This is a genomic window from Pseudomonas sp. HLS-6 (genome assembly GCF_002753995.1).
GTDB classification, from domain to species: domain Bacteria; phylum Pseudomonadota; class Gammaproteobacteria; order Pseudomonadales; family Pseudomonadaceae; genus Aquipseudomonas; species Aquipseudomonas defluvii.
This window is the reverse complement of the sequence record NZ_CP024478.1, coordinates 1,391,641-1,415,868: the sequence shown is the minus strand read 5'-3', so window position 1 is coordinate 1,415,868 and position 24,228 is coordinate 1,391,641. Positions and strand designations below refer to the sequence as shown.

At 59.2% G+C, this 24,228-nt stretch carries 21 protein-coding genes and 1 tRNA gene; 9 read left to right on the top strand and 13 right to left on the bottom strand.

The genetic code is table 11. The features are described from left to right. Window positions 1-66: 66 nt before the first annotated feature. The gene (locus CS390_RS06495) at window positions 67-3,084 is read right to left on the bottom strand and encodes an FAD-binding and (Fe-S)-binding domain-containing protein (protein WP_099773820.1); all 3,018 of its coding nucleotides are present in this window, start codon (window positions 3,082-3,084) and stop codon (window positions 67-69) included. Between the two features lie 151 nt (window positions 3,085-3,235). Here CS390_RS06495 and CS390_RS06490 point away from each other — a divergent pair, with 151 nt between their 5' ends. Beyond that, window positions 3,236-4,135, top strand: coding sequence for a LysR substrate-binding domain-containing protein (locus CS390_RS06490; protein ID WP_065759248.1), 900 nt, complete (start codon window positions 3,236-3,238; stop codon window positions 4,133-4,135). Between the two features lie 283 nt (window positions 4,136-4,418). After that, entirely contained in the window at window positions 4,419-5,645 is a 1,227-nt protein-coding gene (locus CS390_RS06485) for a DUF3422 domain-containing protein (RefSeq protein ID WP_099773819.1), read from the top strand. A gap of 105 nt (window positions 5,646-5,750) precedes the next feature. On the opposite strand, the gene CS390_RS06480 is transcribed toward CS390_RS06485, so the two are convergent. The 5 genes from CS390_RS06480 to dapA all read right to left on the bottom strand — a co-directional run bounded on the left by CS390_RS06480 (window position 5,751) and on the right by dapA (window position 9,444). Beyond that, window positions 5,751-5,840 (bottom strand) — tRNA-Ser (locus tag CS390_RS06480). 93 nt (window positions 5,841-5,933) lie between these two features. Beyond that, window positions 5,934-6,644, bottom strand: coding sequence for a phosphoribosylaminoimidazolesuccinocarboxamide synthase (gene purC / locus CS390_RS06475; protein WP_009399599.1), 711 nt, complete (start codon window positions 6,642-6,644; stop codon window positions 5,934-5,936). Window positions 6,645-6,664: 20 nt separating this feature from the next. Next, window positions 6,665-7,432 (bottom strand): MBL fold metallo-hydrolase, encoded by a 768-nt coding sequence (locus CS390_RS06470; protein ID WP_099773818.1) that lies wholly within the window; start codon window positions 7,430-7,432, stop codon window positions 6,665-6,667. Continuing rightward, window positions 7,433-8,548 (bottom strand): outer membrane protein assembly factor BamC, encoded by a 1,116-nt coding sequence (gene bamC, locus CS390_RS06465; RefSeq protein WP_099773817.1) that lies wholly within the window; start codon window positions 8,546-8,548, stop codon window positions 7,433-7,435. A 17-nt stretch (window positions 8,549-8,565) separates the two neighbouring features. Continuing rightward, a complete protein-coding gene (gene dapA / locus CS390_RS06460) occupies window positions 8,566-9,444 on the bottom strand; it encodes a 4-hydroxy-tetrahydrodipicolinate synthase (protein WP_065759616.1) in 879 nt (292 codons plus the stop codon). 261 nt (window positions 9,445-9,705) lie between these two features. On the opposite strand from dapA, the gene CS390_RS06455 reads away from it, so the two are divergent. Both CS390_RS06455 and CS390_RS06450 read left to right on the top strand, forming a co-directional pair. Beyond that, window positions 9,706-10,266: a glycine cleavage system protein R gene (locus CS390_RS06455; RefSeq protein WP_065759617.1), complete on the top strand. Its 561-nt coding sequence runs from the start codon at window positions 9,706-9,708 to the stop codon at window positions 10,264-10,266. A 10-nt stretch (window positions 10,267-10,276) separates the two neighbouring features. Continuing rightward, the gene (locus CS390_RS06450; protein WP_099773816.1) at window positions 10,277-10,750 is read left to right on the top strand and encodes a peroxiredoxin; all 474 of its coding nucleotides are present in this window, start codon (window positions 10,277-10,279) and stop codon (window positions 10,748-10,750) included. Window positions 10,751-10,817: 67 nt separating this feature from the next. On the opposite strand, the gene CS390_RS06445 is transcribed toward CS390_RS06450, so the two are convergent. Continuing rightward, window positions 10,818-11,888, bottom strand: coding sequence for an AI-2E family transporter (locus CS390_RS06445; RefSeq protein ID WP_065759619.1), 1,071 nt, complete (start codon window positions 11,886-11,888; stop codon window positions 10,818-10,820). Window positions 11,889-11,915: 27 nt separating this feature from the next. Then, entirely contained in the window at window positions 11,916-12,155 is a 240-nt protein-coding gene (locus CS390_RS06440; RefSeq protein WP_065759620.1) for a sulfurtransferase TusA family protein, read from the bottom strand. Window positions 12,156-12,280: 125 nt separating this feature from the next. Between CS390_RS06440 and CS390_RS06435 the strand changes: the two genes are divergently transcribed. After that, the gene (locus CS390_RS06435; protein WP_065759621.1) at window positions 12,281-13,714 is read left to right on the top strand and encodes a M48 family metalloprotease; all 1,434 of its coding nucleotides are present in this window, start codon (window positions 12,281-12,283) and stop codon (window positions 13,712-13,714) included. A 64-nt stretch (window positions 13,715-13,778) separates the two neighbouring features. Here the strand turns inward: CS390_RS06435 and nadA are convergent, their stop codons facing one another. The 5 genes from nadA to CS390_RS06410 all read right to left on the bottom strand — a co-directional run bounded on the left by nadA (window position 13,779) and on the right by CS390_RS06410 (window position 19,077). Then, the gene (nadA, locus tag CS390_RS06430; protein ID WP_065759622.1) at window positions 13,779-14,837 is read right to left on the bottom strand and encodes a quinolinate synthase NadA; all 1,059 of its coding nucleotides are present in this window, start codon (window positions 14,835-14,837) and stop codon (window positions 13,779-13,781) included. Between the two features lie 247 nt (window positions 14,838-15,084). Continuing rightward, the gene (locus tag CS390_RS06425; protein WP_065759623.1) at window positions 15,085-16,584 is read right to left on the bottom strand and encodes a YdgA family protein; all 1,500 of its coding nucleotides are present in this window, start codon (window positions 16,582-16,584) and stop codon (window positions 15,085-15,087) included. Between the two features lie 152 nt (window positions 16,585-16,736). Continuing rightward, window positions 16,737-17,534 (bottom strand): hypothetical protein, encoded by a 798-nt coding sequence (locus tag CS390_RS06420; protein ID WP_099773815.1) that lies wholly within the window; start codon window positions 17,532-17,534, stop codon window positions 16,737-16,739. Between the two features lie 75 nt (window positions 17,535-17,609). Next, complete coding sequence (locus CS390_RS06415) at window positions 17,610-18,059, bottom strand: hypothetical protein (RefSeq protein ID WP_099773814.1); 450 nt, start codon at window positions 18,057-18,059, stop codon at window positions 17,610-17,612. 133 nt (window positions 18,060-18,192) lie between these two features. After that, on the bottom strand, window positions 18,193-19,077 hold the full coding sequence (locus CS390_RS06410; RefSeq protein WP_256587576.1) for a hypothetical protein: 885 nt from the start codon (window positions 19,075-19,077) through the stop codon (window positions 18,193-18,195). Between the two features lie 397 nt (window positions 19,078-19,474). On the opposite strand from CS390_RS06410, the gene CS390_RS06405 reads away from it, so the two are divergent. The 4 genes from CS390_RS06405 to CS390_RS06390 are packed head-to-tail and all read left to right on the top strand — an operon-like array spanning window position 19,475 to window position 24,184. Beyond that, window positions 19,475-20,212, top strand: coding sequence for an ABC transporter ATP-binding protein (locus CS390_RS06405; RefSeq protein WP_099776565.1), 738 nt, complete (start codon window positions 19,475-19,477; stop codon window positions 20,210-20,212). Further along, on the top strand, window positions 20,205-21,413 hold the full coding sequence (locus CS390_RS06400; protein ID WP_099773813.1) for an ABC transporter permease: 1,209 nt from the start codon (window positions 20,205-20,207) through the stop codon (window positions 21,411-21,413). The genes CS390_RS06405 and CS390_RS06400 overlap by 8 nt, the downstream gene beginning before the upstream one ends. Beyond that, window positions 21,406-22,905: a TolC family protein gene (locus tag CS390_RS06395; protein WP_099773812.1), complete on the top strand. Its 1,500-nt coding sequence runs from the start codon at window positions 21,406-21,408 to the stop codon at window positions 22,903-22,905. The genes CS390_RS06400 and CS390_RS06395 overlap by 8 nt, the downstream gene beginning before the upstream one ends. Beyond that, window positions 22,889-24,184 carry an efflux RND transporter periplasmic adaptor subunit gene (locus tag CS390_RS06390; RefSeq protein ID WP_099773811.1) on the top strand — a complete coding sequence of 432 codons (1,296 nt, stop codon included), beginning with the start codon at window positions 22,889-22,891 and terminating at the stop codon, window positions 24,182-24,184. The genes CS390_RS06395 and CS390_RS06390 overlap by 17 nt, the downstream gene beginning before the upstream one ends. Window positions 24,185-24,228: the final 44 nt, after the last annotated feature.

The window sequence follows — 24,228 nt, the reverse complement described above, 5'->3', positions numbered from 1 at the left end:
ATAGACATTCTTCTGCAGCCCCTCCTGATGCAGGGTGGAGCAACAAGAGGGGCTCTCTACTCGCTCTTAACGACAGAGGTGCTGCAACACCACCTCCAGAGGATGCCGTAACGTGCGGTCGGCCATGCGTTTGACCTGGCTGCGGCATGAGTAGCCTGTTGCCAACGCCTCACCCTGCTTGTCCAGTTTACCGGCCCAGGACTGCTCAAAGATCGTCCGCGAGGTTTCCTGGTTACGCGCTTCGTGGCCGTATGTACCCGACATGCCGCAGCAGCCGGTCGCCTCGGTGACCAGTTTCAGCCCCAGACGAGCAAACACCTGCTCCCACTGCCGGGTACTGGCCGGAACGTTGGTCTTCTCAGTGCAGTGAGCCAGCAAGCGGAAGGTCTCCGGGTTGGAAACCGCCCGCTCAGGTAGCGCGTCAATCAACCATTCCTGTGGCAGCGCAACCTTCGGGCACTCACTCAAGCCCGGGACCTTCTGATATTCCTGCCGGTAGACCAGCGTCATGGCCGGGTCCAGGCCGATCAAAGGTACACCGCAATCGGCCAGAACCTTGAGTTGGCTGGCATTGCGAATCGCCGCCTTGGCGAACGCGCCGAGAAAACCCTGAACGTGCAATGGCTTGCCATTGGCACTGTAGGGCGCCAGGAATACCCGATAGCCCAACCGATGAGCCAACTCAATGAAAGACGCCAGCAACGGTGTTTCAAAGTAGCGGGTGAAGGCATCCTGCACCAGCACGATACTGCGCTCGCGCTGCGCCGGCGTCAGTTCGCGCAGGGCCGGAACGCTGGCCGGTCGGACATTGCAACGGGTCAGCGTCGCCTGCAGGTTGTAGCGACTGATCAGCGGGCTGTCGAGCATGCCGACATGACGCTCCAGCAGTCGGCTGACCCACTGCGAACCCATCACCCAGTTGTACAGCCCTGGCGCATAGGCCATGTACGGGATCGTGAACTCCAGCGAACCAATCAGGTAATCGCGCAGTGGCCGCTGATAGCGACCATGGTAGAGCTCGAGGAAGCGCGAGCGAAACTCCGGCACATTGACCTTGATCGGGCACTGCCCCGCGCAGGACTTGCACGCCAGGCAGCCAGCCATGGCGTCGTAGACCTCATGAGAGAAGTCCGCCTCACCCCGCTGGCGCGCCCGGTTGTTGCGCAGCCGGGCGGGCAACGTCTTGAGCCAGGAAGTTTTCTTTTTCGCTGCCGCAAGCACATCGATGTTGGCCGCCCCCTGCAGGCGCAACCACTCACGAATCAGCGAAGCGCGGCCTTTAGGTGAGTGCTGACGCTCGCGGGTAGCTTTCCAGGACGGGCACATGGCGTCGTTGGGGTCAAAGTTGTAACAGGCGCCATTGCCGTTGCAATGCATGGCGCTGTCGAAGCTCTGCCAGACCCGCTCGTCAATCTGCCGGTCTAGGTCACCGCGCAGTGTCACCTCATCAACCTTGAGCAGGCTCTCGCTGCTGTCCGGCGTACAGATCTTGCCGGGGTTGAGTTGGTTGTACGGGTCAAATGCGCCCTTGAGCGCCTGAAGCGCCGGGTACAGCTCGCCAAAAAAGCTCGGTACGTACTCCGAACGCAAGCCCTTGCCGTGCTCACCCCAGAGCAGGCCACCATAACGCTGGGTCAGCGCCGCCACGGCATCGGAAATCGGCTTGACCAGTGCCGCCTGGGCAGGGTCTTTCATGTCCAGCGCCGGTCGAACGTGCAGCACGCCAGCATCGACATGCCCGAACATGCCATAGGCAAGGCCATAGCTGTCCAGCAAGGCGCGGAACTCGGCGATGTAATCGGCCAACTGCTCAGGCGGCACGGCGGTGTCTTCGACAAACGGCTGCGGGCGCACTTCGCCTTCAACGTTGCCAAGCAAACCCACCGAGCGCTTGCGCATGGTATAGACACGGGTCACCGCCTCGGCACCTTCGGCCAGGGTATGGCCCAAACGCTCGATACTGGTGTCAGCCTGCAGGTGTTTGACGAACGCCTGCACCCTGGCGTTCACTTCGCCCGGTTCATCACCACTGAACTCCACCAGGTTGATCCCCAGTGTCGGGCGCTCTGGGTCGGCAGGAAAGTACTCGGCAACGCTGTGCCAGACAATATCCTTCATGGCCAACAGCAACACCTTCGAGTCAACCGTCTCGATGGACAACGGCTTGTGGCTCAGCAACGCGTTTGCATCGCGCAAGGCGTCCATGAAGCTGCTGTAACGCACGTTGACCAGCACCGAATACTTGGGAATCGGCAACACGTTCAACTTGGCCTCTACCACGTAGCCCAAGGAACCTTCGGCGCCGCAGAGCACGCTATTGAGGTTGAAGCGTCCCTGCTCGTCGCGCAGGTGTGCCAGGTCGTAGCCTGTCAGGCAACGGTTGAGCTTGGGGAAGGTCGACTCGATCAATTCAGCCTGGGTTTCATGGATCTGTCGGGCCATACGGTAAACCTCACCGCTGCGCCCGGCCTGTGCGCAGGCCTGGTCCAACGCCTCATCATCGATGGGCCTGGTGTGCAATAGCTCGCCACCCAACAGCACGCTATGCAGTTCAAGTACGTGATCGCGAGTCTTGCCGTAGGTGCAACTGCCCTGCCCGCTGGCATCCGTATTGATCATGCCGCCCACGGTCGCACGGTTGGAGGTGGACAGCTCTGGCGCAAAAAACAGCCCATGGGGCTTGAGGGCGGCGTTGAGCTGGTCCTTGACCACCCCCGCCTGAACCCGCACCCAGCGTTGCTCGACATTGATTTCGAGAATGTTGTTCATGTGCCGCGACAAGTCGACAACGATGCCATCGGTCAACGACTGGCCGTTGGTGCCGGTGCCGCCGCCACGTGGCGTCAGCTTGACCTGCCGAAAGCGCGGCTCGGCCATCAACGCGGCGACACGCGCCACGTCCTCGGCATCCTGCGGGAATACCGCCGCCTGAGGTAAACGCTGATAGATCGAGTTGTCGGTTGCCAGTACCGTACGGGTGGCGTAGTCGGCACTGATCTGGCCACGGAAGCCGGCAGCGCGCAACGCATCAAGGAAATCGGCATACAGGGTGGCCGGCGTGACACCAGTCAATCGGGCGATCATTGGGGATGGCCTCTTTTATATCGGTTTAATCATGAATACCTGCTAAAACGGTATGGCTGGCACACCATCAGGTAGGGGATGATGACCATGATCCCGGAGCTTCAAGCCAGACACAAACGGATACTCACGCAGCCTTCGATGACTTTTACGAATGAATTACCGCAACCTCACCCCATCCATGTCCCTGCTGCTGGCCTTTGAGGCCGCTGCCCGCCACGAGAGCTACACCCGCGCAGCCGCAGAACTGTCGCTGACCCAGAGCGCCGTCAGCCGCCAGGTCCAGATCCTGGAACGCCAATTGGGGGTGACACTGTTCCGTCGTGAAGGCCGCGCCGTCCAGCTCACCGATGTCGGGCGCCTGTACCAGCGAGAAATCAGCGAAGCACTGGGCCGTGTGCGCAGCGCCACTCTGCACGCGATTGCCCATCAAGCCGGCGGCGGCAGCCTGCGCCTGGCGACCCTGCCAACCTTTGGCTCCAAATGGCTGCTTCCGCGCCTGCATGAGTTCTACCGCAGCCACCCCGAGGTACTGGTGCATATCAATTCGCGGATCGAACCCATCGACTTTGCGACCAGCGGCATCGACGCTGCCATCGTAGTGGCGGCCAGCGACCTGCCGGGGCTGATCTGCCACCGTTTGCATGCCGAAGAACTGATGGTGATCCTTTCGCCAACCCTGGCCGCCACACGGCCCTGCTGGACACCCGAAGACATCAGCAAACAGGTGCTGCTCAGCGTTGCAAACAACCTCAACGCCTGGGGCGAGTGGTTCATCCACCATGGCCTGACGCATCAGGCCATGCGCCTGGGGCCGAGCTTCGAACTGACCTCGCACCTTATCCAGGCCGTGCGCGCCGACATCGGTATCGGCCTGGTACCCAGGATCCTGATTACCGACGAACTGGCCCGTGGCGAGCTGAGCAGCCCGGCACTGCCCTACGCCAGCTCGCGCAGCTATTACCTGGTGTACCCGCCGCGCAACAAGGCCCTGCCCGCGCTACAGGCGTTCAGGGACTGGCTGCTGGATAACGCCGACATGCAGCTTCAATAGATCGCGGGCAACCCGCCACCCTGGCCGTTGTCAGCTTCAGTTTTGGAAACTCATCGCCTGCAACGGGTGACTCGGGCGTACATCAACCTGTCCCAAGAACAGCAGCAGATTGATGCGCTGAAAGCAGCTACGCATCCATCCTCAGCCCGATCATTGCTAACGAGCGATGACGCCAAGGGCGCGAAGTGCAGGTGCGTGAGCAGAACCTGACACAAACACCGACCACCTTCGTCATTGGCATCATCGAAAGCGCCAAGAACAATTCCAAGATGGCTTGAACGACATGCACCCGCAAAGAAAGCCCCTGCACAATGAGTTGCACGCCCGTCCGTCCCTGTATTTCGACGAGCCCGCGAACGTCTACCACCTGGCATTCCTCACCCACGAGGTGCCGTGCGACACCCTCCTGAGCAGCTTCTGCCGCGACCCCATCGATCCCGATACTGTTCAGGGCATCACCCAGCTAGAAGGTCACGCATTGAAATGGGAGCGGCACGCCGAGTTTCTGACCCTGACAGTGGTGGTCACCTCGTCCGACCCCGAGCCTGGCTGGAGCCCGCCGCCAAAGGCCCTCATGGACCGGGTTGCGCCTTACTTGCAGCACATGATCAACGCCGTACAAATTGTGGTACGCGCCGATACGTCCTTTAACGGTGACCTTTCCAGCTTCGGCTTCAAAGACCCCTGCGGCTCTTGCATAGGTGGCGGCGATGCGGTGGTGTGGAGCGACTTCCGCTTGAGCGAAGATGGCACCAATCGCTTTCTGTTCGTGAACAAACGCCTGAATGCGTACCGTCAAGGGCGCATGATCCGACGCCTGCTGGAAATCGAGACCTACCGCATGATGGCCTCGCTTTCACTCACCACCGCGAAAAACCTGAGCACTCAACTCAATACCTTCGACAGAACGCTGGTCAACCTCTCAGAGCGCAACGCCGGCGCCGAGACTGGCGATGCCAAGGCGCTGCTGGCCGACATCGCCAACCTGTCGGCACAAGTGGTCAGCAGTACCGCGAAAACCCGGCACCGCTTCAGCGCCACACAAGCCTATGCCCAACTGGTATTTGAGCGCTTGAGCGAACTACGGGAAAGCCATGTCGGAGACTGCCAGCGGCTCGGTATCTTCATCGAAAGACGATTCAAGCCCACCGTCAGATACTGCGCCGTCACCGAACAACGCCTGGATCAACTGGCCAAAAGCGTCGCCAACCTCGGCGACCTGCTGCAGGCGCGCGTACAAGTCGAAATGGAAGAGCAGAACGCGGAAATCCTCAAGAGCCTGAGCAATCGCGCGGATACTCAAATAAAGATCCAACGCGCGGTAGAAGGCCTGTCGATCATCGCCATCACCTACTACCTGCTGAGTCTGCTCAAGCTGCTCTACTCGGGCGCACACACCCTGGGGCTGGAGATGTCCCCAAAAGAAGCCATGCTGACCATGAGCCCACTGGCCATCAGCATTCTCCTGCTCATCCTGATCCGGATAAAAAGAGCGAAGAGCGAGCATTGAACCCGCGGAGGGCCGTTGCACCGCAGTGGCCTGAAAAACCGACACCCAAAAGCACAAAACCCCTGAAAGCGTTAACGCTTTCAGGGGTTTCGTGTACTTCATGTATGGCGGAGAGATAGGGATTTGAACCCTAGGTACTGTTGCCAGTACAACGGATTTCGAATCCGTCCCGTTCGGCCACTCCGGCATCTCTCCAGTGGCGCGCATGATACCAGCAGTTTGCCAAAAGGCAAAGCGCCTTGCGAAAAAAATTCGCGTGGTATCAGGCGCTTGCGTTAAAACGCCAGCTTACAGCGGCACGCCCAGGCGCTTGGCCACTTCTTCGTACGCTTCGATGACGTCACCGAGGCCCTGACGGAAGCGGTCCTTGTCCATCTTCTTGCGGGTTTCCTTGTCCCACAGGCGGCAGCCGTCCGGACTGAACTCGTCACCCAGCACGATTTCGCCGTGGAATACGCCGAACTCCAGCTTGAAGTCCACCAGCAGCAGGCCAGCGTCGTCGAACAGCTTGGTCAGTACTTCATTGACCTTCAGCGACAGCGCTTTCATTTTCGCCAGTTGCTCGGCAGTGCCCCAACCAAACGCAACAACGTGGGATTCGTTGATGAACGGATCACCCTTTTCGTCGTTCTTCAGGAACAGTTCGAAGGTCGAAGGCTCCAGCTTGATGCCTTCCTCAACACCCAGGCGCTTGACCAGGCTGCCAGCAGCATAGTTACGCACGACGCACTCGACCGGAATCATGTCGAGTTTTTTGACCAGGCACTCGTTGTCACCCAGCAGTTTGTCGAACTGAGTCGGGATACCCGCTTCTTCGAGTTTCTGCATGATGAAGGCATTGAACTTGTTGTTCACCATACCTTTGCGGTCGAGCTGTTCGATACGCTTGCCGTCGAACGCCGAAGTGTCGTTGCGAAACAGCAGGATCAAGCGGTCAGCGTCATCGGTCTTGTAAACCGACTTGGCTTTGCCGCGGTAGAGTTCTTCACGTTTTTCCATGATGGGCTCCGCTTGCTAAGTTAGATGGGCCGGGCGATTTCGCGCCAGTCGAGCCCTGAATCCTGATTGGCCACCTGTAGCCAGCCCGGGTCACACCCCAAGGCGTCGACAAAACACTGCCGGGCCAGCTGTGGCTGGTTGTTCTTGCTACTGAGGTGGGCCAGCACCAGATGCTGCAGCTTGTGCCAACCCAACTCGGCCACCAGGCGCGCGGCCTGATGGTTGTTCAAATGTCCTAGATCACCACCCACCCGCTGCTTGAGGAAATAGGGGTAATGCCCTCTGGCCAGCAGATCACGGCAGTGATTGGCCTCGATCAACAAGGCGTCCAGATCCTGATAGTGAGTCAACAGCCGATCATCATACGAACCCAGGTCGGTCAGCACACCCAATCGCCGATGACCGTCACTGAACACATACTGCAGTGGCTCCAGCGCATCGTGCGCCACAGCAACAGCGGTAATACTCAAGCTTCCCACCTGCAACCGCTCGTCACCGACCAGGAAGCCTGCGACCTCGACGGGCTTGCGCATCCCGCGCAGCGTCCCACGGCTGAGGTAGACCGGTAGATTGTAGCGCCGCGCCAGCAAACCAACGCCATGAACATGGTCGGCATGTTCATGGGTAACGACGATGGCATTCAATTGATCTGGCGCTACGCCGAGCAGCGCCAGGCGCCGCTCGGTTTCCCGCAGGGAAAAGCCACAATCGACCAGCACACAGGTGTCGTCACTGGCGATCAGCGTACCATTGCCCTGGCTACCGCTTCCTAGTACGGCGAAGCGCACTTAACCCAGGTTGTCCTGAATGACACTCAACACACGACGAGCGACATCAGCTGGCGCGACGGTGTTGATGTTTTTCTCGACCGTAACCTGGACGCTGTCACCCACCTTGCTCAGGCGAACCTGATAACGCTCGGCACGGGCTTCACGCTCTTCCTTGCTCGGCTCGCTACCCAACAGCTTGCCGAAGAAACCAGGCTCCTGGTCGTGCTTCTCGGCTTTCTCGGCCAGGTTGATGTAGTAAAGGCCCAGGCTGCGGTTGATGTCCTCGACACGCCACTCACCGTGTTCCAAGGCGCGACCCACACTGGACCAGGCACGATCAAGGTCGGCGCCCAGGTTCAATACCGGGTTGCCGCTGCCGTCTTCGCTCAGGCTGACACGGCTAGGGGCATCGAAATCACGAGCAGCAAGCAGCGAGACGGAACCGCCCTTCTCGGCGCTACGGGTCATGCTGGCGAGCATTTCATCGACCAGCAGGGCATCAGCGGCGGTATTGACGGAACGCGCCTGGAAATCAACCTCGGCGGTGCTGCCGGCCGGACGCTCAGCAGTCACCACATAGACTTCACTGGTGCCCCGCTGTACACCTGGCTCGATGCGTACACGCGCACGCATTTCACTGTCACCGCTGGTGGCGGTGCTTGCCAAGCGTTTTGCCATGGCGGCCGACAGCTCGTCGGAACGCTGCCAGGTGGTCGTGAACTCACCGGTTTGCGGACGCTCTTCGGCAATACGGAAACCGTTGTCTTCAAAGAACTGACGAGCCACTGGCCAGACTTCAGCCGGTGCACGCTGGGCCAGTACCCAACGCGAGTTACCACTCTTCTGCAGGCTGAAGTCGCTGGCTTCACCCGCCGCCGACAACGGCAGCGGACGCGGCACGTCGAACTCGCCCTTGGTACTGCTGTCCGCGACGTTACGCGGGATCGGCAGCAGCGGGTCGAGACGCTTGGCACTACTGACATCCGGTGGCAGTTGCATCGGCGGCTTCTGGGTAGCCTCCAGATAGTCGCTGCCACGGTCACGGAAGTAACCGTCTTCACCCCACAGCCAGCCGCACCCGCTGGTGCTGGAGATAATCAAGGCAAGGGCGGAAAGACCAGCCAATCGCTTCATGCGGTGTACTTCCTCAGTTAAACCAGTACGCCGGACTGGCGCATGGCCTGCCGCAGCGTTTCATGACAAGGTTCGCTCAGCCAGGTCAGCGGCAGGCGAATGCCTTTGTGCATCAGGCCCATTTCCACCAACGCCCACTTCACCGGGATCGGGTTGGCTTCGATGAACAGGTCCCTGTGCAGCGGCATCAGTTTTTCGTTGATGGCACGGGCCGTTTCGGCATCGCCCTTGAGGGCGGCTTCACACAGGTCGGCCATTTCGCGTGGCGCAACGTTGGCGGTTACCGAGATATTGCCCTTGCCGCCCATCAGGATCAGCTCAACGGCGGTTGGATCGTCGCCGGACAGGACGATGAAGTCCTTGCTGACGCCATCCAGGATGGCCTTGGCGCGCTTCAGGTCGCCTGTGGCTTCCTTGATACCGATGATGTTCGGTACGGTCGACAGACGAATGACGGTCTCTGCCTGCATGTCGCAGGAAGTACGGCCGGGCACGTTGTAGAGAATCTGCGGGATGTCTACGGCTTCAGCGATATGCTTGAAGTGCTGGTACAAGCCTTCCTGGGTAGGCTTGTTGTAGTACGGCACCACCAGCAGGCAGGCATCAGCCCCGGCGTTCTTGGCGTTGCGGGTCAGCTCGACCGCTTCACGCGTGGAGTTGGCGCCGGTGCCAGCGATCACCGGGATACGCCCGTTGACCTGTTTGACTACAGCCTCGATGACTTTGATGTGTTCTTCGACATCAAGGGTCGCAGACTCGCCGGTCGTACCGACGGCAACGATGGCATGAGTACCGTTTTTCAGGTGAAAGTCCACGAGTTTGCTGAGGCTGTCCCAGTCAAGACGCCCTTGTGCATCCATGGGTGTGACCAATGCCACCATACTGCCCGCAATCATGAAACTGCTCCTGCCGGAAAAAGAGAGCGGTAATGGTACTGGCGCCATCGGGCTTGCACAAGCGAAGCAGGTGGCCGGAGCATTCCCCTCGGCAGCAGTTTTCGCTACCCTTCCCTCTTTGATCGGTACGCAGCAGCCCCCTGGCTTGCTGATGATGCACCTCGGCTGCGCCCTGACCCTCGATTCTGAGCGGCGGAACGGTATAAAGCACAGCCTCTTGCCACGTCACGTACCGACCGCTCATCGCTTTAGGAATGCTGCATGTCCACCCCCACCGTTCGCGAACAATTCCTTGTCATCAGCGCCCTGGGCCCCAATCCCATGGAGCTGACCAACATCCTGTGCCGCACCAGCAACGACAACCGTTGCTCTGTCGTAACCTCGCGCCTGACACGCCACGGGGAATGCAGCGCACTGGTGCTCCAGGTATCGGGCAGCTGGGACGCACTGGCGCGGCTCGAGGCTGCACTCCCAAGCCTGGCCAAGAAGCACAGTTTCACGGTCAATGTCGTGCGCAGCGCAGGCCTGGAGGTTCGCCCACTGTCCTTGCCGTACGTCGCCTACATCAGCGCCGCCTATCGGCCCGATATCATCAATGAGCTGTGCCAGTTCTTCCTCGACCACCGGGTAGAGCTGGAGAACCTGACCTGCGATACCTATCAGGCACCGCAAACCGGCGGCACCATGCTCAACGCCACGTTCACCGTGACGCTGCCTGCGGGCACACAGATCAGCTGGCTGCGCGACCAGTTCCTGGACTTCGCCGACGCACTCAACCTGGATGCGCTGATCGAACCCTGGCGCCCACAAAACCCCATGTAAGGAATGCACCATGGCTGTTGAACTCGATCAATCGGTACCCGCTTTCCAGGCCGAGGCCACCAGCGGCAAGCAGATCAACCTGGAAGCCCTGAAAGGCCGTCAGGTCGTGCTGTACTTCTACCCCAAGGACAGCACCCCGGGCTGCACCACCGAAGGCCAGGGTTTTCGGGATCACTATGCGGCCTTCCAGGCAGCCGACACCGAGGTGTTCGGCGTTTCCCGCGACAGCCTCAAATCGCACGAGAACTTCAAGTGCAAGCAGGCGTTCCCGTTTGAGCTGATCAGCGACAAAGACGAGGCGTTGTGCCAGTTGTTCGACGTGATCAAGCTGAAGAAGCTCTATGGCAAGGAATACCTGGGCGTAGACCGCAGCACCTTCCTGATCGACAAGGAAGGTGTACTGCGCCAGGAGTGGCGTGGCGTGAAAGTACCGGGCCACGTTGAAGCCGTGCTGGCCCAAGCGCAGGCGCTGAACAAGGCCTGAAGCGCTATCGTCGGCAAGGCCGGCTCCTGCTGGAGCTGGCCTTGCCGGTTATCAACCCCACCTGGCGTTACAACAATGGCGCCACAGGCGGTTCCCGGCGAGGCCAGGCATCCAGTACCGCCTTGAACAGGGTCGCCAACGGAATCGCAAAGAAGATCCCCCAGAACCCCCACAGCCCGCCGAACAACAGCACGGCGCAGATGATTGCGACCGGGTGCAGGCTGACGGCTTCGGAGAACAACAACGGCACCAACACGTTGCCGTCCAGTGCCTGAATGATCGCGTACACCGCCATCAGGTAAATGAACTGGTCTCCCCAGCCCCACTGGAACAAGGCGATCAATGTCACCGGCACGGTCACCACCACCGCCCCGACATAGGGCACTACCACCGACAGACCGACCAGCAGTGCCAGCAGCGCCGCGTAGTTCAGCCCGAGGGCGACAAAGGCGATGTAGGTCGCGACCCCGCAAATCAGGATCTCGATACCTTTACCGCGAATGTAGTTGGCGATCTGCCGGTTCATGTCCTCGGCCACACGAGTCATCAAGGCCCGCTCACGCGGAAGGTATCCACTGACCCAACGTGCGATCAGTTCACGGTCCTTGAGGAAAAAGAACACCAGGATCGGTACCAGCACCAGGTAGATCATGACGTTGACCAACAGTGGCAGGCTGGACAACGAGAAGGTCAGCGCCCACTGGCCGAACTTGCCGATCTCGCCACGCATCACTTCAATGGCCTGCAAGACCTGTTCGTCCGAGACCAGGTGCGGATAACGCTCCGGCAGCAGCAACAACAGCGACTGCCATTTGCCAAGCATGCCAGGCAGTTCGTTGAACAGGGTGATCAACTGATGCCACAGCAACGGCACCAGCACCAACAGGAACACCGCCAGCGCCCCCATGAACAGTGTGAACACCAGTGCCACGGCAATCTTGCTAGGAACCTTGAAACGCTCCAGGGCATTGACCAGGCCTTGCATGAGAAACGCCAGGACCATGCCTGCCAACACGGGCGCGAGCATCCCGCCAAGGGTCAATATCGCGGCAAACGCCAGGAACAGCAGCACCGCCAGCACCACTGCCTCCTCATCGGAGAAATAGCGCTGCATCCAGTCGCGAAGCACTTTGAACATCAACAATCCTTAAATACGGGGGAAGACTCAGGCTTTCTTCAGCCAGTAGCTGAAAACCCCGGCCTCGGCCTTTTCGAGTAGCAGCGTGTGACCTGCCAATTGAGCAAAAGTGCGAAAATCACGTTGCGAACCCGCGTCGGTGGCGATCACCTTGAGCACCGCGCCACTGGCAAGCCGATTGAGCTCCAGCTTGGCCTTGAGCAGAGGCAGCGGGCAATTCAGGCCACTGGCATCGAGCTCGGCGTCACAGGGCAGGCTATCGGTCATCGGTTCTCTCCTGGCAGGCGCCCGGTCAAGGGCATTGATACAAAGCAAGCCCGGTAGAATACCGCCTCTGGTCGCAGACGTGCGAGCGGGCTACAGTAAGGTCTTTGTCGACCAGAGCTTCGTGCATGAATTTTTTGCGCCCTACCTTGCTGACGCTGGCCTGCCTGTTGGCGCTACCGAGCCATGCCGACGACCTTCCGTCACTCGGCGACGCCAGCTCGGCCATTGTCTCGCCGCAACAGGAGCACCAACTGGGCCGTGCCTGGCTCAGCCTATTGCGGGGCAATGTCGGCCAACTGTCCGACCCCCAGCTCAAGGATTATGTCGAGACCAGTGTCTACCGGCTTGCCGAAACCAGCCAACTGCAGGACCGGCGCCTGGAGTTCATCCTGATCGACAGCAAAGAGCTGAACGCCTTTGCTGCGCCCGGCGGCATTGTCGGGGTCAACGGAGGGCTGTTCCTCAACGCCCAGAACGAAGGCGAATATGCCTCGGTACTCGCCCACGAACTGGCGCACTTGTCGCAGCGCCACTTTGCCCGTGGGGTTGAAGCCCAGCAACGCATGCAACTGCCGATGATGGCGGCACTGCTGGCGGGGATAGTGGTTGCGGCTTCCGGTGCCGGGGATGCCGGTATTGCCGCCATCGCCGGCTCCCAGGCTGCCGCGATCCAGGAACAACGGCGCTTCTCCCGACAGAACGAGCAGGAAGCCGACCGTATCGGCATCATCAACCTGGAAAAGGCTGGCTACGACCCACGGAACATGCCCAGCATGTTCGAGCGTTTGATGCGCCAGTACCGTTTCGACGCCAAGCCGCCAGAATTCCTGCTGACTCACCCGGTGACCGAGTCGCGTATTGCCGACACCCGCAACCGTGCCGAACAGGCACCTGCCGGCGGCACCGAAGACAGCCTGCGTTATCAGTTGATGCGTTCTCGGGTGCAATTGACCTACGAGGGCACCCCCGGCCTTGCGGCCAAACGCTTCCGCGCCATGCTCGAGGAAAACCCCACACTCGATGCCGCACGCTATGGCCTGGCCATCGCCCAGACCAAGGGCGGCCAACTGAACGAAGCCCGCGAAAACCTCAAGCCTTTGCTGGCCAAGGCACCGAACGACATCACCTACAACCTGGCGCAAATCGACCTGGACATTACCAATAATCGACTGGCCGACGCCGAACAACGGGTGACGAAGATGCTCACCCTCTACCCCGGCAGCTACCCACTGCAGCAGGCCCGGGCCGATGTATTGCTGAAACTGAATCGCCCCGCCGAAGCGGAAAAGGCGCTGGACGGTTTGCTGAAGAACCGTCCAGACGATCCGGATGTCTGGTATGAAGTGGCCGAGGCACGCGGCCTGTCAGGCAACACGATAGGCCTGCACCAGGCTCGCGCAGAGTACTTTGCCCTGGTCGGCGACTACGACCAGGCAATTCAGCAGCTTGATTACGCCAAGCGCCGTGCCGGCAACAACTTCCAGTTGGCGTCGCGCCTCGATGCACGGCAACGGGAAATGCTTGAGCAGCAACGCATGGTCAAGGAAATGATGCGCTAACCCACGTACGGCAGCAGCCCCAAAGCACATGGGGCTGCCCTGCCGTCGCAGGATTCGGCGTGAATCAGGCGTTACCGGACAATTTCATCCGCGCGGCATGAGTGAAATCCAGCATGCGTTTGAGCGGGCGAATGGCCTGCGGAATCAACGCAGCGTCCACAAAAATCTCGTTACTGCCCTCACGCAGGCACTGCAGGGTGCGCTCCAGCGTGTTCATGGCCATCCATGGGCAATGGGCGCAACTGCGGCATGCGGCACCGTTACCTGCGGTAGGCGCTTCGACGAAGACTTTGTCCGGGCACAGCTGCTGCATCTTGTAGAAAATGCCGCGATCGGTGGCGACGATAAAGGTTTTGTTCGGCATGCTTTGCGCAGCGGCAATCAACTGGCTGGTGGAACCCACCGCATCGGCCAGCTCGATCACTGCCTCAGGGGATTCAGGGTGAACCAGAATCGCCGCATCGGGGTACAGCGCTTTCATGTCCGCCAATTGTCGCGACTTGAACTCTTCGTGAACAATGCACGCGCCGTCCCAGAGCAGCATGTCGGCGCCGGTCTGTTTCTGGATATAACGCCCCAGATGCTGGTCCGGCCCCCAGATAATGGTCTCGCCGTTATCCATGAGGCTTTCAACGATTTCCAGCGCACAACTGGAGGTTACCACCCAGTCGGCCCGCGCCTTGACTGCTGCCGACGTATTGGCATAAACCACTACGGTACGCTCAGGGTGCTTGTCGCAGAACGCCGAGAACTCGTCCACCGGGCAACCCAGGTCGAGCGAGCAGGTCGCTTCAAGCGTTGGCATCAGCACACGCTTCTCAGGGTTGAGGATCTTGGCGGTTTCGCCCATGAAGCGAACACCGGCAACTACGACCGTCTTGGCCGGGTGCTTGTTGCCAAAGCGAGCCATTTCCAGCGAGTCAGACACGCAGCCGCCCGTCTCCTCGGCAAGTGCCTGAATAACCGGGTCACAGTAATAGTGCGCCACCAGGACCGCATCCTGCGCCTTGAGCTCAGCAGCGATGGCGGCACGGTAATGGGCTTCTTCTTCCGGTGTCAGTGGCTTGGGTTGCTTGGCATCCAAGTGAGCTTGAACCAGAAGGCGTTCGGAGATATGCGTCATGTTCGGCAAGACCTGCAGGCGCTGATACGCGTAAGTCGAGTGTATCACCGAGCCCCGGCAAATCGGCTACAGGTTCCGTCGGCAAGTGCCCGAACGGCAATTGCGGCTGGACCGTAAAGCCTCTGCGGCCTCGGCTTCATAGGAGGCCGAAGGCTACAGATAATCAGATGAATTCTAAAGGCTTTTTTGGCCTGAAACGGCCAAGGGCAGGCAGCCATAGCCTCGGCTGCCCGCCCCTTGCATCACATCAACCGCCGATTTGACCCATGGCACCGAGGTTGGCCATGACCAGCCCGGCGAACTCTTCAAGGGTCATTTTCTGCCCATTGAACTCCACCTGGCCATCGACATAGTTCAAGTTGGCAACGACATCACTGCCCTGCAGCTTGGCCAACTGCGTCTGCAGCGCCATCTGCCCGACCATTTCACTGGTCATGGACGCCTGCTGGGCAATCGCCTGGGTGTCGGTTTCACCCTGGAAGGCAGCCTGCAGAACCGCCAGATCAACGATCATCGGCTTGGACAGCGTCAGGTTGCTCTTGAGCTGGGAGATCAATTGGCGACCCAACTGATCCGGTGGCAGTTCCAACGAGGTCGGCTTGTTCAGCTCAACCGCCAGGCTGAAACGGCTTTCACCGTTGGCGGTCTTGAAGGACAAATCTTCCAGCGCGACCTGCGGCTTGGCCGCGAGCATCTTCAGGATATCCTCGCGTACCTTCGCCTCTTCTTCAGGGCTCATCGCCAACTGCGGCATGGACCGCCCTTCGGCGGCGGCCTGCTGAATCTCGGGCAGATGGCTTTCATACCAGCTCATCAACGACTGGAGCGCCGGAATGTCCAGGCTCTTCACGCTCATGACCATCTGCGCACTGCCGACCGACTTGCCCTCGTAGCTGATGTCGCCGACCTTGTAGGTCAGGCGGCCCGACATTTTGTCGCCCTCAGCGCGGTAATCGTTGCGCTGCTCAAGCGCCTTGAGCAGCAACGTCGACTGCTGATCACCGAACACGAACTGGCTGCTGGCCAACCCGAAGTCAACCTGCCCCACATAGAAGCCATAGGTGGTCTTGGTCAGGTCACCCGTAATATTCATGCCATTGAGGTCGATCTTGACCGGCGCAGTGTCAGGCGACACCAGCGACATGGCGAGGCTGCCCATGGTGCCATTGACCTTGACCTTCTCGGCATCGGCACTGCTGTCGACATCCAGGTTGAAGCCGGAGAATTTCACCACCGAGCCGTCGTCACCGGTAACGTCCAGCGGCAACAGTTTCATGCTGCCCTGTACCGAACGGTCATAACCCAGGCTGACCTGACCCTGCAGCGGCGCAACTTCCTTGGCCGCGGCAAACCACTTGGCCGTACCTTCAGTCTTCTCCAGCGCATAGTTGCTGGTTGCCATGACCGGCATCAGCTTGAACGCCTTCAAGCGCGACCATGGCAGCGGGCCGTGCTCGATGCGATCAACGAAGTTCAACTCGAGGCTCACCGACTCGTCACCGGCATCCAGGTTTGCAACCTTCACACGGTAATGGGCGGTACTGGTGTAGAAGTGCTGCTCCAGCGAAACCAACTCGACGCTGGCACTGGCGCCCGTGCCAAGCAATGCCTTCTGGGCCTGCTCGTTACTTTGCGCAATAGAGGCCTTCAAGGCGTCAGGCAACTGCTTGCCGGTGTACCAGGTACCTGCACTCGTCAAGGCCGCGAGTACCGCAAGACCGGAAAGTACGCCTACTGATTTCTTCATGAACTGACCCGAACGATATCCATAATGGGGGAAGTATGACTGTTCAGCCAAACCGGCATGCCGCGACGACACGGGTTGACCGAAGGCGCGAAGAATATCACTTTGCCCGCCCTTTCCCCCAGTACTTCACCAGGATCATGAGGCGCTTCACACTATGCGGGGTCGATACTGTTCAACACGCCCTTGCGGCCATCCGGGCTTTCCACAAGCCACTTCTCGAGCAACCCGCTCAGGTTCATGCCATTGCCCTCGGCCTGATGAGTAATGTAGTTGAAACCGCTGTCAATCCATCCCTGTAATTGGCTCACATAGGTATCGGGGTACTGCGCCTGCTCAATGGCAGGTAGCCCCTCATAATGCTCAAGCACTTCCATGAAAAAGCCCGTGAGCTTGCCGGTGCTGTTGTATTCAATATCCGACTTTGCCAGCACCATCCGGCGCCAAGCTTCCTCCTGCTCATGAGCCTCGTAAAATGCGGCAAGCCGCTCATTGACCGTGAAAGCACCACTATCGTCATAGGCAATCAAGGCCAATTGATCTCGTGACATGCCCGCAAAAGGATTGGTCCCGGAACGGGAGCCATATATACGGCCATTGACGAAGTCCGTCGCGTCTTTGGCCCGTGCCAACAGCTCCGGGTCATCACTGTTTGGCAGCTCGGCATCATGCTTCGCCTTGTTAAAGAAATAACTGTCACCCAAAATTTCATTCAACCGTGCTTTCGCGACGTCACCCAGCGCCTTGCGATCAAGCCCGGCATCCCGTGCCTCGGCACGCGCAGCCGCCTCGCTGAGCTGCCGCGCCAGAGTAGACACCGTACTTGCCTCACTCGCTGCCGGGATGACCGCAGCGGAGCACGCTGTGTCGTCTGGGCTAACGGGCACGCTTGGGCTGGCCCGGGTCAGCACACTGGTACCGGAAAAGGATGTATACCCTGTAACGCCGACCATAGCGGCCCTCCTTTGACTGACGAATAGGTATTGCAAAAAAAAGGCCGGCTAATACAGCACCGGCCATAGGGATAATTACTTCATTGCAAACTCTACCGACCACTCGTGACTCGTGTAATTGGTCGATGTGATAGTCGCGGTACACGTAGCACCGCCACTGGGGGTAGACGTCTTGTTCCAGGACGGCACCTTGATACCGCTTGAGTTGTATGTATTCACATACGTCGTGGTAAATGCACAGGTTTTGCCGCCAACCTTGTAGCGGACAGCAGCGAAATTTGTATCAGGAGAGACATTGCTTTGAACCGCATAGCTGCTAGTCCCTCCGGCAGGCACTATAGCTATCGGTCTTGGTGATGCATTTACATTGGTACTGGCTTCATTTGCGGTCTCGATAGTGTATGAGGCATTGGCAGTCGCGTTATTTTTGAAGGTCACCATGACCCTAGGCCCAGCATGCGCCGCACCTGCAGCAAACAAAGTAACGGCCGAAAACAGCGCAAGCACCACCTTATGTACATTCATGCTTTATGTCTTCCATGTGATTGAACAGGCATTATTAAATTACAGCAACACCTCTTGGACACCCTCAAAAAGCAATGCCGAACTGATGATTTCTCGATAAACCTAACTGACTGCGCCTGATTGCGCCGTTCACTCAACTGCGTTTGTTCGCAGCCCCATCACCTGTTCTAGCGGGCAGGTAATCCGTTGCATCATTTTGTTGGGACGACGCTGAAGCCATCCACTCTTCGAGTAACCCGACCAAGGTCGTAGCGTTGCCCTCAGACTGGTGAGTGATGTAGTTGAAACCGCTGTCAATCCATCCCTGCAACTGGCTCACATAATTGCCAGGGTACTGTGCCTGCTCGATAGCCGGCAGACTTTCATAATGCTCAAGCACCTCGGTGAAAAAGCTGGTGAGCTTGCCGGTACTGTTGTATTCAGCGTCACCTTTTGCCAGCACCATCCGACGCCAAGCTTCCTCCTGCTCATGCGCCTCGTAAAAGGCTGCGCGCCGCTCATTGACCGTGAAAGCACCGCTATCGTCATAGGCAATCAAAGCCAGTTGATCTCGTGACATGCCCGCAAAAGGATTCTTGCCGACGATGTTGGAGCCTGGGTAACGACTGTTGACGAAATCGGTTGCCTGCCTGGCCCGCTCCAGCAGTTCTGGGTCATCACTGTTCGGCAGCTCCGCGTCGTGCCGAGCCTTGTTGAGTGTATAGCTATCACCCGATATTTGATTCAACAGCACTTTTGCCGCCTCACCCAACGCCTTGTAATCAAGCCCAGCATCGCGCGCCTCGGCGCGAGCAGCCGCCTCGCTGAGCTGCCGAGCCAGCGTAGACACCGTACTTGCATCACTCGCTGGCGGGATGACTGCAGCGGAGCACGCTGTGTCGTCGGTGCTAACGGGCAAGCTTGGGCTGGCCCGGGTCAGCGCACTGGTACCGGAAAAAGATGTATAGCCTGTAACGCCAACCATGGCGGCCCTCCCTGCGTATTTATTTAACGCGAAGCGTTCCAGCGACACAGACATGCCTTCGGCTTATCACACTTGCAATGCGCCCTTGAAATAAGCCGACCACATTGCAGCCTGACCTCATCACGCTATTTACAACCGTAAAGAACGTTGCCACAACTGCTGCTATCGCTGTAACCGGCTGCAATTCTTAGTCGGCACAACAAATAACGTCAACCCTTTTCACGAACAATACCTTTTCATACCCAAAGAAAATTCTCGAACATCAGAATATTCATACAAACAACCAGGCATAAAATAAACACCTAACACCCAGCAAAACCAAGACAGCACACATCATCAATTAAACCTTCGCTAACCTTTTGAATAACTCGACCCACCACTCATCAACACCTTGTTTATTGCCTGACTCACAAAAACCATAGAAAACTAGATAAATACTTTGGAGCAGGCCGTGCCAAACAACGGAAACAACCACACAACCGCCTTGCCAGGCGAAAACCTTCTACAGCTGGAAAGTATCGGCCACACCTACTCAACAGCGGCCGGGCTTCGGCCAACACTTCACAACGTGTCGCTGTCCATCATGCGAGGACAAAGCTGCGCAATCGTCGGCGCTTCCGGTTCAGGGAAAAGCACGCTGCTCAATATCATTGGCCTGCTTGACCAGCCCACATCCGGTCGCCTGTTACTTGACGGGCACGACATGACCCGCGCCAAGGCGCACATACGTGCCCAAACACGCAACCAGCGCATCGGGTTCGTATTCCAGAGCTTCAACCTGCTCCCTCGCCTTAGCGCACTGGAAAACGTGGCACTGCCCCTGCGCTATCGAGGGTACGGGCACGCAGAGGCACAGCGCCTCGCCTTACAGGAAGTCACGCGTGTCGGGCTGGCCAATCGCGCCCATCATCGCCCGGCAGAGCTGTCCGGCGGACAACGCCAGCGCATAGCCATTGCTCGGGCCCTGGTCGGCCGCCCCGACCTGATTCTGGCCGACGAACCCACCGGCAACCTCGACAGCGCCACCGCTGGGGAAGTGCTAGCGCTGTTACAGGCCTTGAATCGAGAACAGGGCGTCACCCTCGTGATCGTCACCCACGACGAATCACTGGCCCAGACACTGCAGCGCTGCCTGCTGGTCAAAGACGGGCATCTGCTTGAACAGTATCCGAACCCAGCACATGCCTGACGCACGGCCAAACAGCTACGGGCCATCCTTGCGCCAAACACTGAGCGAACCCCTGAGCAGCCTGCGCCTGCTTGGGCGCCGCGCACTGCTGGCCCTGCTAGGGATCGCCGCAGGTTGCGCCTCGGTGGTCGCACTGCTGAACATAGGCCACAACGCGGCCCACGAAGCCATCCGCACATTCAAGGGCCTGGGTAGCGATGTAATGGTAGGCAGCTTCACCGCCACGCCCGACACGGTAACGCGCCCCGCACCTGCGGCACTGGACACCCAGCTTGTGAAACACGCCGTCCCAGGTCTTCGTGAAATCGCGCCGGCCATACTCTATTCGACGACCGTCCACATCGGCGGCCAAGCCTATCCCTTGAGTGTCATCGGCACCTCCCACGAACTGGAAGGTGTATTGGGCCTGCAGCTCAGTCACGGTAGATTCCTCTCCCCTTACGATCAGCAGAGCACCTACGCGGTGCTGGGTGCACAAGCAGCCAGAGCGCTGAACGTAAGCACGCTGAACAATCAGGATCCCGTGGCGATTGAGGGCTACCTGTTTGAGATCATCGGCATCCTGGCCGAGCATGGGCACAACCCACTCATACCCATTCCCGTGGACGAGGCGATCCTCCTGCCTATCGAGGGGATGAGACGGATAACACCCACCCCCGAGATCAACAGCATCATCGCCAAGGGGCTGCAGAGTGAGCGCCTGGCTGAAGATGCCAACGCGCTGCGTGATTACCTGGCCCCCAAGGCGCCAGGCCACACCGTACAGGTGCAAATTCCCCAGCAGTTGCTGGATGGGCTGGAACGACAGGCCCGAACCTTTTCCTACCTGCTCCTCGGGCTGGCTGGTATTTCACTGCTGGTCGGTGGTGTGGGCATCATGAACGTGATGGTCATGAACGTGTCCGAACGGCGGCAAGAAATCGGCATACGCATGGCAATCGGTGCCCGACCACGCGATATCGCCAGCCTCTTCCTGCTGGAGGCCATGGCATTGGCCGTGGTCGGCGCGTTGGCTGGCGCCTTGTTCGGCGTGGCCGCTGCCTGGATGTTTGTGACGCTATCGGGGTGGTCATTTTCACTATCAATGACCTCGCTGCCACTGGGCATCGCCAGCTCGCTACTGAGTACACTGGTCTTCGGCCTCCATCCGGCACAGCGTGCGGCCGCCCTGCAACCCGTGACGGCGCTGCGTGATGACTGACACGTGCGCACGTCCCAGCACTGCGACCCGTTACCTGTTGGCTGGTGTGGTCCACCTGCTGCTGTTTACGACAAACGCGTGCGCCGAACGTTTGTCACCCACGCAAGCCAGCCACCCCGACAAGAGCCTTTCCGCGAATGAACAAACGATAGCGCTGGCCTTGAACGAAGCGGTACTGCTAGGTCTGCGTAACAATCACGCGATCCGTAGTGCGTACTTCGAACGCATCGTGCAGAAATTCGACCTACGTGTGGAAAAAGACCGCTTCACGCCAAAACTGGTGCTAAGCAGCCGCCACCTGGCTACGCGCAACCAGGATGACCACTACCGGCAAAACGAAGTCGCCCCTTCAACCACGCTGCTTGGCGAATATGGAACACAGTTCAGCCTGTCATGGCGTCATCACCTTACCCAGGCGAACCACGCTGGTCGCACACACAACGATGGCGCAACGTTCAGCGTCATCCAGCCCCTGCTCCGCGGCGCAGGGCGCGAGGTGGCAACCGCGCCCATACGCTTGGCCGAACTTGCCGAGCAGGTCAATCGCCTCAACCTGAAAGCAACCGTCTCAAGCACCGTCACCCAGATCATCACTGCTTACCGCGAACTGCTGCGTGCACAAGAACAGTTGCGCATCACCCGCGAAGCACTGGCGCGCTCACGCCAGCTACTGGATGCCAACAAGGTCATGATCGCCTCTGGGCGCATGGCCGAGTTCGAACTCGTGCAGACCGAAGCGGACGTGGCGACACAGGAACTCGCTGTCGAAGAAGCCTCCAACCAACTCGACGCTAGCCGGCTCGAGTTACTGCACCTGCTGGCGCTCGATCTGCAAACACCGGTACAGGCCATTGAACGCCTTGACGTGACACGCACAGACTTCGGGCTGGCCGAGGCTCTAGCGGTTGCACAAAACCAGCAACCCACCTACCTCACCCAGTTGATCGCAATCGAGCAAGCCGCTGTCAACCTCACGGTGGCCCGCAATGAACGACTATGGGACCTATCGCTCATTGGTGCTGCCACCCAGGCCCGTAGCCGCTACCCGGGTGAACGCGGCTACGCATCCGACCACACCTGGGAGGGTTATGCCGGCCTACAGGTCGAGATCCCCATTGGCGACCTGAGCCGACGCCAAGCTGAAGTGCGCGCCCGAGTCAACGTCGAAACCCAGGACATTCGCCTAAGCGAAACGCGCCAGTTGCTCGAACGCGATGTCGGCGATGCTGTGCGCAACCTCGGCACCCGCTGGCGCCAGTATGAAATCGCACAACGTGCGCGCGAGCTGTCACGCCGAAAACTCGATATCGAACGCGAGAAACTGCAAGCCGGTCGCTCCAGCAACTTTCAGGTACTGAGTTTTGAAGCCGATTTGCGAACAGCGGAAAGCACACGCCTCAATGCACTGATTGCCTATCTCAACACACAAGCCCAACTGGACCAGACACTGGGCACAACGCTGGAGAGCTGGGACATTGACCTCAACGACTAAGCGCTACTTGTTTCCACGCACACGTCAGGCGCGATACTGGCTGGCGGGCGCACTGAGCCTGATGTTGCTGGCAATCACACTCGTGTACCACGCAAGGCCACCAGGCTCACCGCCTGGAAGCGACTGGCTGCAAGTAAAACCGCAAATACTAGAAAACCAGTTGGGCCTCATCGGGCGTTTGGAAGCCGCGACACGGTTGACCCTTGCTGCGCCCTTTGAAGGGTTAGTACACAGCGTTTCCGTTACCGAAGGCCAGCGCGTCGAGCTAGGCCAGCTCCTGCTGACGCTCGACAGCTCGCAACTGGAGATTCAGTTACGCGAGGCACTGGCCGTGCAACTCAACGCTCAGCGCGCCCTGGAAGAAATGCAGAACTGGCCGCAAAGCGCCGATGTGGCCCGCGCCCGTCGATCCGTGACCAACGCCCAACTGAGCCTGAGCGATACGCGCAACAAGCTCACCGACACCCGGCGCCTGTTCGATCGCGGCATCGTGGCCCGAATGGAAGTCGAAGCCCTTGAGCAACAAGCCCGCATGCAAACACTCGACCTGGCCGCTTCACAGGCCGAACTGAGCGCCACACTCGAAAAGGGCAAAGGCGAACATCGACAGATCGCCGAAATGGAGTGTGCCAACGCCCAATCACGCTACCAGGCACTGGTTGCGCTGCATGCTCAACGCGAGCTACGCGCACCGTTCGCGGGGATCATCCTGCGCCCACGCAAACAGGACGAAAACACCACCACCGCTATCCAGCAAGGCATCCGCGCCACTCAGGGTATGCCCTTGTTCGAGTTGGTCAGCCTCGAACAAATCAACGCCGTGACCCGAGTTGAAGAAGCCGACCTGCACCAGTTGAGCGAAGGCATGCGTGTGCGGATCACCGGTGATGGCTTTCTCGGCATGACGCTGACAGGCAAGATCTCAGCCATCAGTGCACAGCGCCTACCGTCAGAAACGTATGGAGCCGGCGCCAGCTACGGGGTGGTCGCGACCCTCGACCCACTGACTCAAGCCCAACAGCAACGCGTGCGCCTGGGAATGAGTGCGCGCCTGGCAATCGTCACCTATCACGCTGAAAACGCGATCGCGATACCGGTGGCCGCACTTAGACGTGATCATGAAGGGCGGACGTTCGTACGCCACCAACCGCATCGTGAACAGATACCGCAGAAGGTCTTTGTCACAACCGGACGCGCTGTTCCTCAAGGTGTCGAAGTCTTTGGCCTCACACCGGGCTACATCGAAATGCCAATAAGCCGGAACAGCGTCCCTCCGTAACGCTAGCTGACGGGCCCTTGCCGGTGAAGAGGGGTATACCCAGC